Source organism: Pedobacter sp. CAN_A7, assembly GCF_015752175.1.
Lineage (GTDB): Bacteria > Bacteroidota > Bacteroidia > Sphingobacteriales > Sphingobacteriaceae > Pedobacter.
In genome coordinates, this window is record NZ_JADOUW010000001.1 from 998,383 (window position 1) to 1,013,621 (window position 15,239).

Sequence of the window (15,239 nt, forward strand, 5' to 3'; positions counted from 1 at the left end):
ATAAGTGATAAAAGTAAGAAACTTGTATGCATTTTCTATTAATCCAATAGATTAAATTAAATTTGTTGTAACACATGAAAAGATTTTACATCACCATCATTGTATTACTAGGTGCCATGATTACCCTGGCATACCTTTATTTCTCTAAGCTAAATAGGGACACAAACGAGGGTGAAGCAAGTTTATACGCAGCAACAGCTAAATCGGGATTAGTCTTTGTTTTCGAAAACGAAAAAAGCATTCTGGAATTGCTCGCAAGTCAGAATTTGCTGCAACGTCTGATTCCTAAAAGAGAGTTAAACAACCTGAGAGCCTTACAAAAATACTTATTGTCCAAACCAGAACTAAGTGCACTTGTGAAAAATGAGAACATTTACTTGAGCTTTTTACCAGGTGAGCAACGCGAAATTGACTTCCTGATCAGTACGCAAACTACAGAGAAATTAGATCCAAACCTGTTATATGAAGTGCTCACGGCCAAAGGCATCAAGATAGAAAACCAGGAAACCTTTTCTAAACTCACTTTGGCCGATACATCAGTATTTTACCTGGCACAAAAAAAGAACTTAATCTTACTGTCCCCTTCCTACCAGGTAATTTCCGAAAGCTTGAAGTCTATCGAAAAACCACAACAAACGGCATTTATCGATTATATAAAGGCAAACAGCCTGCTTAGTAAAAACAGTCTGGCCACAATTTACCTTAACTTTGATGTGCTGGAAGGCTTATTAAAACAAATGACCCCGAACCGCTTAAAGCAGGAATTTAGCTTGTTAAACCAACAACAAGCTTTTGCCAACTTGAGTTATCGATATAGTAAAGACCGGGTATTATTTAATGGTTATACAACCATACAAACAGAACACAATTACCTAAACCTATTTTCAGAAAGCACGCCTGAGAAAGTAACCATCGATGCCATACTACCAGAAAGTACAGCAAGTTATGCCATTTACATGCCTGGTGCCTACAAAAATTGGAAGCCTAAACTAAATAAATGGTTTCAGACGACTAACAAGTCGACACAGGTTGACAATACCCTAAAGCGCATCAATACGGTTTACCGTTTAGACCCTAACCTCACTTTTCCTCAGTATTTTAAAAATCAAATGGTGACTTTCCGTTTGAAAAGCAGGGAAACCCTTGGCGCCATTAACCTGAGTAATGGTGATAAATTGCGTCAATTATTAATTGACCTAAGTACAGTACACAGTGATGACATCAGTATTTTCAAGGAAGATCACCTCCTTTACAGCTATTTTGGCGAAGCATTTGAGAATTTCAAAAGACCCTATTACACAATTGTTGATAACTACCTGGTCTTTTCAAACCGGGCCAGCACCGTACAGTCTTTTCTATACAACTACAGAAATAACAAACAGTTAATTAATAAAAAGGCCTATCGCGAAGCCTTTGATCAATTGTCTACACAGTCGAATGTGATCTTCTATGTAGATCACCTCAATTCTGAACGCATAGCTTTGCAGAACCTGTACCTTCCCTATTACCGCATGTATTCATCTGTTGATCACCTGGGAGAGTTTGATGCTACAATCCTGCAATTAACCGGCGATCAAAAGAATTTTCAAACCAATATGTTGTTGAGTAAGGTTCCTGAAATAGTAGCAGAACCCGATTCTATACCTTCTTTTTAGGAGCCGTAAAAACGAAATCTTTCAGGTAATAAGGTTCAAAGTAAGCCACATCTTCAAATTCCTGTTGTTCATATGCAGCTATAGCAAGCTTCGATAAATGGGCTGACGAATTAAAGTTCTCTGCCGAGAAGATTGCATTGGGGTGGTGTAACACCTCACTGCATTTTGAAGCACCATCACCTATGAAAGTGATTTGATGAGCAGTAAGCTCAGCGGTATAGGAATCAGCCTCTATTATTTTCGCTGTCACCGGGGCTACCATTTCCAGTGCCTCATTAAATAAAGCGGTAAATACTTCCATACGGCGTGCGTCAATCATCGGACAAATCAAACCTGTATAACCCGTGTTTTCCAAAAGAAAACCATTTGCCATCATTTTCAATGTATCAATGGCGATGAGTGGTTTATCCAAAGCAAAACAAAGGCCTTTAACGGTCGATATACCTATCCTTAAGCCGGTATAAGATCCCGGACCTTTACTCACGGCTACGGCATCTAAATCCTGGTATTGCAGGCCGGCCTGTTGCATTACTTCTTTAATAAACAACGTTAAACTTCCAGCATGAATGTTTTTTGCAGTTTCCTCTTTGAGCGCGATGGTTTCACCGGCTATAGCCAAAGCCACTGAGCAGGTTTGGGTAGCGGTTTCAATTTGAAGTATTTTTGCCATTGCCGCAAATATAAAGGATTTTCGGTTACGGCACAGGGTCTGGCCCATGTTTGCCCCAGGGGTGGCAACGGCCAATGCGTTTTAAAGTAAGCCAGCCCCCTTTAAAAGGACCGTATTTCTTTATCGCCTCTACTCCATATTGAGAACAAGTGGGTGTAAACCTGCAACTTGAGCCTAATAATGGCGATAGTAACAATTGATATAGTTTTATGATCGCCAGAAATATCCAGCTGAATATAGATTTAATCGCTTTCATGATCTTTTAGCTGGGTGCTGAGTTTTTTAAAAACATTGATCATTTTTTTCTCCATAAAATCAAATTCATACTTCTTCTTTCCAATAAATTGAATCGAAAGCAGTAAAAGCTGTGAAGATGGCTTTAAAACGCTGTACAGATGATCTTGTTTATGCAGGCGGTAGGCCTCGCGGCTACGCCGTTTAATCACATTGCGGTCAACGGCCCGTTTGTAACGTTTTTTGGAAACATTGATTACTACCTGCACAGGAGCTGCAACAGGTTCGGGTACATAAAGATAGGAAACGCGGAAGGGATACAATAAAAAAGAAGAACCGTTTTTGAACAACAGGTCTAGTGACCTTCTGCTACATAACCGTTCTTCTTTAGAGAATGTTTTCATGTTTTTGATTGCAATTTTGCAGACATGTTGATCTGCTAACACTTAGGGTGTTGCAATCAAAATTATGCTTTGTGACGACGTTCGTCAGAAACTGATAATTTTCTTCTTCCTTTTGCGCGACGTGAAGCTAATACTCTTCTACCGTTTGCTGTAGCCATTCTTTCGCGGAAGCCGTGTTTGTTTCTTCTCTTTCTTTGCGAAGGTTGGAATGTTCTTTTCATAACTGTATTATATCTTAACTATATATTTTTTAAATAAGAGGTGCAAATATAGCGTGATTTTTTCTCAAATGCAAATACATTATTCATGTATAGTATTTTTAAATGAGCAACTATATCCCTAACAATGCTTTAAGCTTTAAATATCCTGTTTTACTTACAGGAAGCCAGATATTAGATTTCAAAAGCACAACGTAACTTTCTTTTTCTTTGAGCTCTATTTTGGTCACCTGCGACAAATTTATAATATAAGAACGATGAATACGAATAAATTGAGAAGAATCGAGTGTTTTCTCAAAAAAGCTCATCGTTTTGTTCTTATAAAACACCCCTTCAGTGGTACTTAGTTTCACCTGATCGTCGTCTGCTTCAAAATAATGGATATCCGCTACATTTAATATTTTTATGGCTCCATCCTTTTTCACTACTACCCGGTTGTTTTGCGCTGGACTTAATGATGCGGTATCCAACAATTCTTTTGTCGGGTTATGTTCCGTATGGAGCCTGGTCAGCAATCGCTTAATGGCCTGGTCAAAACGTTCCTTTTCAATAGGTTTAAGCAGGTAGTCCACCGCATTCACTTCAAACGCTTTAATTGCATACTCATCAAAGGCAGTAGTAAAAATAACACCAGGCTGCTCGTCTACCAGCTCAAGCATTTCAAAACCACTAATTTTAGGCATTTGTATATCCAGAAAAATAAAGTCGGGCTTATAATGTGAAATCGCTTTTAAGCCCTCAAAACCATCTGCACACTCAGTCACTATAGTGATCTCCGGAAAACTCTGCAGATAAAACTTGATAATGTCTCTGGCAAGCGATTCATCGTCAATTAGTATGGTTTTGATCATTGTGTTGGGGTATTTTAAGCTGTGTAACAAATAGATTAGGTTCGGCGGTAAAGGTTTGTAATAAGTTTTGATCTGCAAATAATAAATATAGCCTGCGTTTAATGGCGGTGAGGCCAAAACCAGTTCCTCCCGTTGCTTTCATGTCCGGATCAAAAGGATTACTCACAGTAACTTTAAGTAATTCCTGTTCCATACTTACACGAATGGCAATAGTTATGGCTGCCGATGTATTATACAATCCAAATTTAATAGCATTTTCCACAATTGGCTGCAAAAAAGTTCCTGGTAAACATTTACCTAACGTATCCTCATCAATTTGCACATCCAAGTTCAGTCGGTGACTAAACCTTACCTTTTCAATATCCAGGTACAGCTGTATATATTCCATTTCTTCGGCTACACTTACCCAAACCTCGTCATCTCTTTTCAGGGTCCCCCTTAAAAACGAAGCGAGTTTCATAATCATCGGTCCTGCTTCTTTGGGATTAACAATAGTGAGTGCGTACACCGAGTTGAGGCTGTTAAATAAAAAGTGAGGTTGTAACTGATGACGAAGTTTATTGAGTTCAGCTTCTTTAGCCAGGTTCTGTGCCGTAAACAAACGTTCTTTCATTTCCGATTGCTCCTCCAATCGATACCACAACATGTTAACCAGGGCCCACCATACTAAAAATATAAAAACAATAATAAACCTGAAGGGCTTGGTCAACTGCAAAAAACTATCATATTTTACATCCTCAATGACCTGATTTAAAATAAATACACTTGAGAAAGTAACAAAGGAAGCCAAAATCAAGGTGACCACCAGCACATAAATTACTGGTTCACTCTTAGGCTGATAATACCCTAATAAAGTGCTGAAAACGATGCAGCAAAGCGCCAGTAATGCATTAGTAATTCCGCTATCAGCAACTGAGATGGTCCAGTTGAAATTTAGCAGGTAATAAAACAATAATACAAAGACGGCCGTATAAGCCAGGAAAGAACTGGCAGCAATTTTTTGTATTTTCGGAACGGATAGCGGTCTGGTGATCACAAGCCTTAAGATTAGTAATTTCTGATATCTACCCCACCAAACAACGCCACCCCCTTTATAATAATTATTTTCCTCGGACCATCGCCAAAGGGCATAATGGCACGTTTATCGTCCATACCGCCAAAAATGGCAACCACTTCCGACTTGATCTCCCAAGTGGGCGGCAAAATGATTTTAATACCACCAAAAATAGCCACCACCTCAATTATTATATTACCTTGAAAATCGGCTTGGGTTAGGTTGATCTCAGAACCACCGAAAACAGCAATGATCTCCCCTCCTTTCAAGTCTTTAGAAAAAATCTTGTGACTGGTACCTCCGAATACACTTACCGAATCGATCACATCACTTTTATCCGTAATCGGCTCATGACTACTCAAAGGTTCCTGACTAACTGAAGGATCCTGCAGAGGATCGGTTACCGGCAGTTGCGACAATATACCCTTCTTCCTTTTTACGCTGTATTTAGGTTTAAAAATAAGAAATAAACCTAAGGCAATTAAACCAAAAGCAAAGTAATATTTCCCCAGGTCATAGTCTACCAAGTCACTGATGGTGAAATATCCACCAATCAACACCAACACTAACCATCCGCCCCCATTAAAATTGCGCTTAAAGCCAATAAATAAACCGATGCCAAGCAAAAGCATATGCCAGCTGAAGATCCATCCTGGAATATAAATACCAAAATTTCTTAATAAAAAAACCAGCCCAATAACTAGGATAATTAAACCACCCCATGTTCTATTGTTTGAAACAGGAGCTTGAACATTATCTTTATTTTCCATTTGTGTGAATTTTATATTCAAATGTAAATCATAAGCAGGAAGACAAAAAGACAGCAAACTTCAATGGAGGAAAAAGGTCGGTGAACGGCGACTTTTTACCGGTAAAGTCAGCGCAGTTTTTTTAGTCAAGAAGTTTTAGGATTTTATTTCATTGTATATCTGGCCATCCAGATAGTTGCATTACCACAATTTGGATCATTTTCAACATGCCTTAATACCTTAAAATTGTGTATTTTCAAAAGCTTTGCATACATATCAGTACTTAGTGAATCATGAAACAAATTCTCACCGCCATTTACTCCCCATTTCTCTCCTAATTCAGTTCCAGAAGTAAAAAGTATGATTCCCTTGGGATTCAGATATTTTTTAAAGCATTTAAACATAATTGGCTGATCCACAATAGGTAGATAAAAAAAACTATGCCATGCAATGATTGCGTCAAACTTCTTATTCAAATTTAGAAAGCGCATATCTTGCAAAAGAAACTCGGTTTCCGGAAAGTTCTTTTCAGCAATACAAAGCATTTCCTTGCTTGCATCGAGTCCCGTAACATTTATTTTTTTACTAATGAGGTATTGTAAAATTGGTTTTCCAGTGCCACAACCTAAATCGAGAACATTTCCTTCTGCCGGTATAAATTTAATAAGATCATCAAGATATTCTTTTTCTATAAGCGCCGTATTCCTATTTTTAGAAAACCAACTTGCAATTTTATCATATACTTTATACACATTTTCTTTTTTTTCATTTCCCATAATCAAAAAAATAATTTATCCTACCCTACCTCCATTCATAATAGTCTATTGTTATAGGAACGCATGGTCAGAATAATAATTTTTCAATCTATTTTAACTCTGTTATTCTGCATCTGGTACCTCTTCTAAACTGTTAAAGACCAACAATCCTAATTCTATGCTATCCTTACAACTTCATCCTCACCTTTTGCCCCCCCCTGAATTCGAAGCACGGCATTACACTTTTCCAGCAGGCGGTGGGCCACCGGATACTGAACTTCATCCCAAGCTGCATCACCAGGTTGGGAAGAGCCGACAAGTTGAATCAACCGCAAAGCAACCCATTACCCAATCACGGGAACATATCTTTCTCTATATTAATGTAATGTTACAGCTTCAAGCTGATCTAAATTTTGTTGCATCAAAACAGGGTCATCATTGGTGCCACTTCTGTAAGTTCCTGCAACTAATATGAGCATAATAGCTGTTTATATATTAAGAACGGCAATAAGTTTCAGTCTAGAATTAACTCATATTTCATGGATTAAATATACGTCCTTATGTCATTTATTTTCTTATCTTAACTAGCTGAAATATATCTAGATCATGTCAAATCAGCACCCCAACATTAGGTTTTCTAAATCCTTTTTCAAGCCTATACAATCAATGATCTGAAATGAACATTGAAATATTTTCCCCACTAGTCAATGGATTTTCCATGGTCAAATCACCTACTTATTAGTCCATTATGACCGACGAAATAGTTAAAGATTATCCCATTAATTATCTTGCCATTGACGAAGCGACCAAACAATCTGGCTTTGAAATGGCTTCTGATCCTAAAACATGTTCTCTATTAAAGACCTTAGCTGCCAGCAAACCTAACGGTAACTTATTAGAGTTAGGCACTGGTACTGGACTGTCTACATCTTGGATTTTAGAAGGCATGGACACTAAAGCTTCGTTAACTTCAATTGATAATGATATTTTTTTTTTAGATATAGCAAAGAAAGACTTGAAGGACAGCCGATTAAAACTGGTTAATCAGGATGCAGGAGAGTGGATTAAAAATAACAAGGCTTTGAAGTTTGATTTTATCTTTGCTGACACTTGGTATGGCAAATATCTAATGTTAGAAGAAATATTGGAAATGCTAAGTCCTGGTGGACTTTACATTTTAGATGACATGTTACCACAATCGAATTGGCCTGAAGGGCATCAAGAGAAAGCATTAAAGCTTCTTCATACACTTTCAGAGCGGCCTGATCTAAAATTGACGAGGCAGTGCTGGGCCACCGGAATCATTATTGCAAGCAAGAAATAACGATTTTCTTTTTTGATCTAAATTCGTGGAATATTAGTTAGCTTATCTATGAAAGTCAAGATGATTAATAAAATGGGCTGGATAGAAGGAAATCATGACCTGGCAAGATTCGTTAATGAAAGTTTATGCAAATGGTATATCGTTTTGCACCAGATGGATATAATTGTCCTCAAACTATTATGAATATTTTCAAACTGTTAATAAGGTGGTTATCATGTAGTGGCCGAGAAATTCACGGACAAGCTATTTATATCGATCCAAAAGCTCATATGGTTATTGTAAGACTTGCCTCGCACCATATAGCTGGAAATCAGCAAATGATTCTTATTCATTGCCTCCTGATAATACTTTAGCCAAATATTTTATAATAAAAAATAGAATGCACTTCCGATCTACAATATTTTATTAGATGAAATAATTGAGGCTATTTTATCCGAACATCGAATATGCACATTTAAGCATAGAAAGCAAAAGGCCACCTCTTTGGGCAGCCTTTTGTAGATTATTTATTTTTTTATCTTGGTTATCATCAACAAAACATAATATTCAAAATTTTCTGATGATTAATTTAGCCCTTGCTTAATCAACAAAGACGATCTATCTGCACCATTAATAAGTAATACCTCATTTTTTTTCATGTTTATAGATTTTAAAACAAGAAATAATTAGGCTTTATTATCTTGCAACCGATAAAGAGGGAAGAAATCAACTTCAGTATCGATTTCAATTTCTTTCTTAGTCAATAAAGAATTGTATACTTTCTCATTTGCTACAAAACGCCAACTTCTATAGTCGAAAGTAAGATGGGAAAAGCCGGTCTTCCATTTAAATAAGGAATCTTCCTTAAAGCCTAAGCCTCCACCCAAATTAAAAAACTTCACACCAAGCGCTCTGCCAATAATTGTGACTTCTTCTATTAATAATTTAGCTGGGGAATCTGCCAAGTACTCCTCTCTTGTACCTAGTAAATGAAACTGTATAATCCCGTTAGTTATGACTACAATTATTCCGCTTACAGGATAATCATTTGTATCATATACGAACAGAAGCCTGGCATCAACTTCGTCCGAATATAGTAAAGTTTTAAAATATGCGTAATCAAAATAGTATGTGGCGGAGGCATCTATACGAAGCATATTCAATTTATAAATTGATGCGAAAATTTTTATATCTTCCTCTGCATTTACTTCTTTAACATAAAATCCTTTTTTTCTTAGTTGTTTTATCTTTCTTAAAAAGCTTTCCCGGTAAGCATTTCTCTGTTCTTCAAGAGATATTGAAAGATCCATGACTACTACCTTACCATTATCTACAACCCCTCCAAATTCTTCCATTAAATCAGTTTGGTTAAAGAAAGGATGTAACCGAGAAAACACAGTTACAATTTTTTCATCCTTTAAAAAATCTAGAAAATTACTTCTAAAATTACACACAAAATCAGGTGAAAAACTATGAAAATCTTTATTGGAAATAGGACCGCTATACCCATATACAGAAATCAGGTCAAAGTATTCAGAGTCTTGGATTTCTCTCTTAATGAGTGGAATTCCAATGAAGTTGTCGCCTTCTTTATAAACAAACAATAAAGGAATTCCAGTGCTATCTAATGAATGATATGTCCATGAATGATAAAAATCATAATTAATAGTTCTTTTTACAAAATTTTTCCATTCTAATTCTTGATCAATAGTTATTAAGTATTTTAAACCAGATAATTTTTTATTAGTTAAATAATCCTCTCTCGTTATTTTCATCATCATGAGACTCTCCGCACTATCTAAACTAATAAAACCTTGTCTTGTATAGATTTTAATAGCTGCTTCATTATTTTTATCTACGTCAAATCTGATGTTATTAAGATTTAGTGTGAAAAATGCATAATCAAGAATAAGCTTGGTCGCTTTTGTACTTATTCCTTTACCCCAATAATCTTGATCCCCAATGAAAAGTTGGACTTCAGCCTGCTGATTCGCAATATCAATCAGATTAATGTTTCCTATGTGCTTTTCGTTTTTAGTTAAACAAATAGCAAAACTTTTCTGATTAGACCGCTTCAGACTTTCCTCTATCAACGCTGTCTCCTGTTCCATTGTAATTACTTCATTTAAATTATACAAAGTATACTTGCACACTTCTGGATTATTTCGCCATTTATATGATGCAGTGACGTCATCTAACACCAAGGGTCTTAAATAGATACTTTCGTTCATAATATTGTTTTTAAACATTAAGTATGCGTTTCATATCTGAATGTGTATGATGATGGTCAATTGGCAATCTTTAGTTTGATCGTAGCTAGTTAGGGGGAAATTTTACAAAATTAGCCAAAGAATTTGTGTGGGAATATAATCATAAAAGGCCGCATGAAGCTACGTCTGGCCCATATTCCAGACGCTTGCCAACTACAATGAGCTATATGCAAGATATTATAGCAATACTAAATTATTATTTCGGATTGTAAAAGTGGATGGGAATATTAATGAATCAACTGCCTTTTTGAATAGCAAAAAATTTGATCATGCTATTCATATACCGCGAAGTGAATTACCTAGAGCATTGTTTGCCGAATATGCCTACTAAAGTTATTTTAGATAAATCTGGTAACATTGCTTTTCACCATGTCGGTGGAGCAGATTATAGTAATCCGGAAATTACTACCTTTATGAACAAAATTTTGGAAGCCAAATATTACTCTGATGAAGTTCTAAGCAAATCCGTAATGCAAAAAAATCATGTCATTGGGGTTACTTCATTTACTACATCCATATGTTGAAAGATAGAATTTGCACTAATATATTCAGGAACTATTTCCTTCATCTTCCTAACAATTGCTTGATCATCATTCAATCGGCTCAACTCTAATAACTCATCAATTTCACGTTTAACATAAATGAATGGGTGATATATTACATTTGATATTTTAATTTTCTCATGATACGTAGGAAGAACTTTCTCTGTATCATTCAATAATTCTTCATACAACTTTTCTCCAGGCCTTAACCCGGTAAAGCATATTTTAATATCAGCATAGGGAACGAAACCAGCTAACTTGATCATATTTATAGCCAAATCCAAAAGTTTGATTGGTTCCCCCATATCAAAAATAAAAATCTCTCCACCTTTCCCCATTACAGATGCTTCCAGCACCAGTTGCACTGCTTCGGGAATCGTCATAAAATATCTTGTAATTGCTGGATCGGTTACTGTGACAGGTCCTCCCATTTCAATTTGCCCCTTAAACCGTGGAACAACTGAGCCATTTGACCCCAGTACATTTCCGAATCTTGTAGTTATAAATCGCGTTCTATAAACAATATCCGTTTGGTGATTTTGAAGTGACTGAATATAGATTTCAGCAATTCTTTTCGAGGCCCCCATCACATTAGTAGGTCTAACTGCCTTATCGGTTGATATCATTATAAATTTATCAACATCATAGTCAATAGCCAAATCAGCAAGATTTTTCGTGCCCATTACATTAGTCAGTACGGCTTCCGAAGGATTATGCTCCATCATTGGTACATGTTTCAAGGCTGCTGCGTGGAAAACAATTTCTGGTCTATATGTTTCAAACAAAATTCTAAGTCGACCATAATTTTGAATATTCACAACAACCAATTCACAATTATTAGCCTTAAAATTATCTTCAATTTCAAGCTGCAATTCATGAAGAGGTGTTTCTGCTTGATCACATAAAATTATTAGTTGAGGGTTACATTTCAAGACTTGTCGAACAATCTCAGATCCTATAGATCCAGCTGCTCCAGTAATCAAAACTCTCTTATCTTTAAGCTCGCATTTTATATTTCCACCTTCCATATGGATAGGGTCGCGTTGTAACAGATCTTCAATCTTTAAATCTGGAAGTTGACTTAATTTTAATTTTCCATTGAGCCAGTAGTTTAGGGCAGGCACAGAAATAACCCTTATCCCGCACTCCATGCATTTGTTTATAGCAAGCTTTCGTCCTTCAATATCTACGCAATCTTCCATAACAATCATCTTCTCCACCCCATATTTGTTTTTTAGAAAGGGAATTGACTGCAAACTAAACACCTTCTTTTGCTCTATGTATTTGTTTCTTTTATCTTGGTTATCATCAATAAAACCTAATATTTCAAAATTTTTTTCTGATGATGAATCTAGCCCTTGCTTAATTAATAAAGATGATCTATCTGCACCATAAATAAGTAATACCTCTTTGGAAACCACCTTTAAATCTTTTAAATAATGAAACAATTGTTTAACTACTATTCTTAATGCAATTAGCATTGATGCAGAAATAAAGAAGTTTATAATAAGCATAGAAATAAACCACCTATTATTCAGGCCAAAATACGGTGATAAAAGCAAGTAATTCACCACCTCAAACAACAAACTAGCCAACAACACTGCCTTAAATACACGAAAAATATCATCAACACTGGAATATCTAATAATTCCTGTGTGTATTTTCATACTCACAAAAACTGACATAGCGATCACGTTGTAGACAACAAGGAAAAGAAGTAAACTATTGTCAATCACACCATAAAAAACAGACTTTTTTAGGATTCTTAAGGAGAGGCCAAGAGCAAATGTTATAATGAGCTGATCAATAAGCAAAATGAGCCATCTTGAATAGATTTTTTCACAGAACAATGTGTTTTTCATGATAATACACTTTTTATAGAGAAATAATTAGGCTTTGATAGCTTGCAACCGATAAAGGGGAAAGAAATCAACTTCAGTATCGATCTCAATTTCTTGCTTAATTAATAAAGACTGGTATACTTTCTCATTTGCTACATAACGCCAACTACTATAATTTAAAGTGAGATGTGAAAAGCCCGTCTTCCATGTGAATAAGGAATCTTCCTTAAAGCCTAAGCCACCACCCAAATTAAAAAACTTAGCACCCAGCAGTCTGCCAATAATCGTGATTTCGTCAGTTAATAATCTAGCTGGGGAAACTGCCAGGTACTCCTCCCTTGTACCTATTAAATGAGCCTGTATAATTCCGTTAGTTATGACTACAATTGTACCACATATGGGATAATCATTTTTATCATATACGAACAGAAGCCTGGCATCAATTTCGTCTGAATCTAGTAAAGCTTTATAGTAGGCGTAATCAAAATAGTATGTGGCGGAGGCTCCAACACGAAGCATGTTTAATTTGTAAATTAATGCGAAATTATTAATATCATCTTCTGTAGAAGTTTCTTTTACATAATATCCTTTTTTCCTCAGTTGTTTAACCGATCTTAAAACGTTTTCTCGGTAACCTTTTCTCTGTTGTTCAAGAGTTATTAAAAGATCTAAGACTACTACCTTACCATTATCTACAACCCCTCCAAATTCTTTCATTAAATCAGATTGGCCAAAGAAAGGATGTAATCGAGAAAACACAGTTACAATTTTTTCATCCTTTAAAAATTCTTGAAAATTCCTTTTAAAATTACACACAAAATCAGATGATAAACTGTGAAGAGCTTTATTGGAAATAGGACCGCTATATCCATATACTGAACTCAGGTCATAGTACTCAGAGTCTTGGATTTCTCTCTTTATTAGTGGAATTCCAATGATATCGTCGCCTTCTTCATAAACAAACAATAAAGGAATTCCAGTACTATCTAATGAATGATAGGTCCATGAATGATAAAAATCATAATTAATAGTTTTTTTTACTAAATTTTTCCATTCAACTTCTTGATCAATCGTAATTAAGTACGTCAAACCAGATAATTTTTTATTAGTAAGGTAATCTTCTCTCGCTATTTTCATTACCATTTGGCGCTCGGCACTATCTATACTAATAAAACCATGCCTTCTATAGATTTTAATAGCTGCTTCATTCTTTCTATCTACGTCAAGTCTGATGTTATTAAGATTTAGTGTGAAAAATGCATAGTCAAGAATAAGCTTTGTCGCTTTTGTACCTATTCCTTTCCCCCAGTAATCTGGATCACCTATGAAAAGATGGAATTCAGCTTGCTGATCCGAAATATCAATCAATTGAATGTTTCCTATGTATTTTTCGTTTTTAGTTAAGCAAATAGCAAACCTTTTTTGATCAGATCGCATCAGAATTTCCTCCAACCACGCTGTCTCCTGTTCCATTGTAATTGGTGCTTTTGGATTAAACAATGAATACTTCCACACGTCTGGATTATTTCGCCATTTATACGATGTAGTGGCGTCATCTAACACCAAGGGCCTTAAATAGATACTTTCGTTCATAATATTGTTTTTAATACATTTAGTATGCGTTTCATTTCTGAATGTGTATAACGATGGTCGATTGGCAATGCAATAAGGTGTGTTGTTAAATAATGTTCATACATTTTATTTGTTGTCCATTCCAAAACATTTGGCCAATAAGAGGCGATGTATATACGCTTATCTAACAGCTTGTTTTTGATTTCTGAAGAAGAAAGTAAAAGTGGATAAACCATCGGGCCATTTACAGATGATGCGTCGAATGAATAATCATTATACTCTTCAAGAAAGTCATGGAGGTACATAAAATTAGAATTTCGTCTGTATTTACATGTCTTGTAATCAATCCCAGACAATATTCTTTGCGATAGCGCCGACATCCTTTTTATAGGAATATTAGATAAACTCCTATTGTTGGCGATATAGTCTTTGTATCCATTTTCGATCCCCAAATCAATACTTTTTATCAAATGAGAAAATCTTTCTACTGATACGTCTTTTACTAATTTCAATCTTATATCACTTGTACATTGAAGGTATGCCCCATCTGGTACACCAAAAAATTTACGGCAAGAATAAAAAGTGTCAACGTTTTCTAATGGTTCCGAAAAAAAAGCTTGAGAATTATCTATTATCAGGTTATCAAAAAGTTTGCTTAACCTAATAACTGTTTCCTGTTTTAATCCAAAATAATTTGTATATAGAAGACAGTCCTCTGATCCTATTACAAAATCAAGAACAGGATCCATCTGTTCGTTGATAGTATAATACTGAAATTGAATTCCTAATTTCTTAAGTGGTTCTAGTATGACCTCGCAGGTATAATAAGGTATGTGAACCAATTTATAACGTTTTACCTTTAATATATATTCAAACGCGTTTCTACCAGTATTTAATTTTAACAATGTAGGGTATAACTCTTCCCCTTTGGGTAATTGTAATTCCAAATATCCTCCAATAGATGGCATTTTGCTTGAATAATTATTTTTCATTTTAGAAATAGATTAGCAATAAACAATTTATTTCTCGCCCCGAGATCATGTCTTGTGCCAGCCGTATTTAAGGCAACACATTTGGATTCCATGACGGGATCAAGCAGAAAAGTTGGGGGTCATGAAGTA

14 protein-coding genes are annotated in these 15,239 nt (G+C 35.6%); 2 read left to right on the forward strand and 12 right to left on the reverse strand.

The window, feature by feature from the left end; genetic code table 11:
* The first annotated feature begins 74 nt into the window (after positions 1 to 74).
* Positions 75 to 1,655 (forward strand): DUF3352 domain-containing protein, encoded by a 1,581-nt coding sequence (locus tag IWX76_RS04520; RefSeq protein WP_196858677.1) that lies wholly within the window; start codon positions 75 to 77, stop codon positions 1,653 to 1,655.
* On the opposite strand, the gene tsaB is transcribed toward IWX76_RS04520, so the two are convergent.
* From tsaB to IWX76_RS04560, 8 genes are all read right to left on the reverse strand, one after another.
* Entirely contained in the window at positions 1,639 to 2,325 is a 687-nt protein-coding gene (gene tsaB / locus IWX76_RS04525) for a tRNA (adenosine(37)-N6)-threonylcarbamoyltransferase complex dimerization subunit type 1 TsaB (protein ID WP_196858678.1), read from the reverse strand. The two genes, IWX76_RS04520 and tsaB, sit on opposite strands and share 17 nt — an antisense overlap.
* A gap of 25 nt (positions 2,326 to 2,350) precedes the next feature.
* The gene (yidD, locus tag IWX76_RS04530) at positions 2,351 to 2,581 is read right to left on the reverse strand and encodes a membrane protein insertion efficiency factor YidD (protein WP_196858679.1); all 231 of its coding nucleotides are present in this window, start codon (positions 2,579 to 2,581) and stop codon (positions 2,351 to 2,353) included.
* Positions 2,568 to 2,963: a ribonuclease P protein component gene (locus IWX76_RS04535; RefSeq protein WP_196858680.1), complete on the reverse strand. Its 396-nt coding sequence runs from the start codon at positions 2,961 to 2,963 to the stop codon at positions 2,568 to 2,570. Before IWX76_RS04535 ends, yidD begins: the two co-directional genes overlap by 14 nt.
* Positions 2,964 to 3,025: 62 nt before the next feature.
* Positions 3,026 to 3,184, reverse strand: coding sequence for a 50S ribosomal protein L34 (rpmH, locus tag IWX76_RS04540; protein WP_083251894.1), 159 nt, complete (start codon positions 3,182 to 3,184; stop codon positions 3,026 to 3,028).
* 110 nt (positions 3,185 to 3,294) lie between these two features.
* Positions 3,295 to 4,032, reverse strand: a complete 738-nt coding sequence (locus IWX76_RS04545; RefSeq protein ID WP_196858681.1) for a LytR/AlgR family response regulator transcription factor — start codon at positions 4,030 to 4,032, stop codon at positions 3,295 to 3,297.
* The gene (locus tag IWX76_RS04550; RefSeq protein WP_334641212.1) at positions 4,010 to 5,068 is read right to left on the reverse strand and encodes a sensor histidine kinase; all 1,059 of its coding nucleotides are present in this window, start codon (positions 5,066 to 5,068) and stop codon (positions 4,010 to 4,012) included. Before IWX76_RS04550 ends, IWX76_RS04545 begins: the two co-directional genes overlap by 23 nt.
* 11 nt (positions 5,069 to 5,079) lie before the next feature.
* Positions 5,080 to 5,856, reverse strand: coding sequence for a LiaF transmembrane domain-containing protein (locus tag IWX76_RS04555; protein WP_196858682.1), 777 nt, complete (start codon positions 5,854 to 5,856; stop codon positions 5,080 to 5,082).
* 143 nt (positions 5,857 to 5,999) lie between these two features.
* Complete coding sequence (locus tag IWX76_RS04560; protein ID WP_196858683.1) at positions 6,000 to 6,611, reverse strand: class I SAM-dependent DNA methyltransferase; 612 nt, start codon at positions 6,609 to 6,611, stop codon at positions 6,000 to 6,002.
* A gap of 727 nt (positions 6,612 to 7,338) precedes the next feature.
* On the opposite strand from IWX76_RS04560, the gene IWX76_RS04565 reads away from it, so the two are divergent.
* The gene (locus IWX76_RS04565; protein WP_196858684.1) at positions 7,339 to 7,914 is read left to right on the forward strand and encodes an O-methyltransferase; all 576 of its coding nucleotides are present in this window, start codon (positions 7,339 to 7,341) and stop codon (positions 7,912 to 7,914) included.
* 665 nt (positions 7,915 to 8,579) lie between these two features.
* On the opposite strand, the gene IWX76_RS04570 is transcribed toward IWX76_RS04565, so the two are convergent.
* From IWX76_RS04570 to IWX76_RS04590, 4 genes are all read right to left on the reverse strand, one after another.
* On the reverse strand, positions 8,580 to 10,124 hold the full coding sequence (locus tag IWX76_RS04570) for a GNAT family N-acetyltransferase (RefSeq protein ID WP_196858685.1): 1,545 nt from the start codon (positions 10,122 to 10,124) through the stop codon (positions 8,580 to 8,582).
* Positions 10,125 to 10,644: 520 nt separating this feature from the next.
* A complete protein-coding gene (locus IWX76_RS04575; protein WP_196858686.1) occupies positions 10,645 to 12,567 on the reverse strand; it encodes a polysaccharide biosynthesis protein in 1,923 nt (640 codons plus the stop codon).
* Between the two features lie 27 nt (positions 12,568 to 12,594).
* Positions 12,595 to 14,139: a GNAT family N-acetyltransferase gene (locus IWX76_RS04580; protein ID WP_334641216.1), complete on the reverse strand. Its 1,545-nt coding sequence runs from the start codon at positions 14,137 to 14,139 to the stop codon at positions 12,595 to 12,597.
* Positions 14,136 to 15,110 carry a hypothetical protein gene (locus IWX76_RS04590; protein WP_196858687.1) on the reverse strand — a complete coding sequence of 325 codons (975 nt, stop codon included), beginning with the start codon at positions 15,108 to 15,110 and terminating at the stop codon, positions 14,136 to 14,138. The genes IWX76_RS04580 and IWX76_RS04590 overlap by 4 nt, the downstream gene beginning before the upstream one ends.
* Positions 15,111 to 15,239 lie beyond the last annotated feature (129 nt).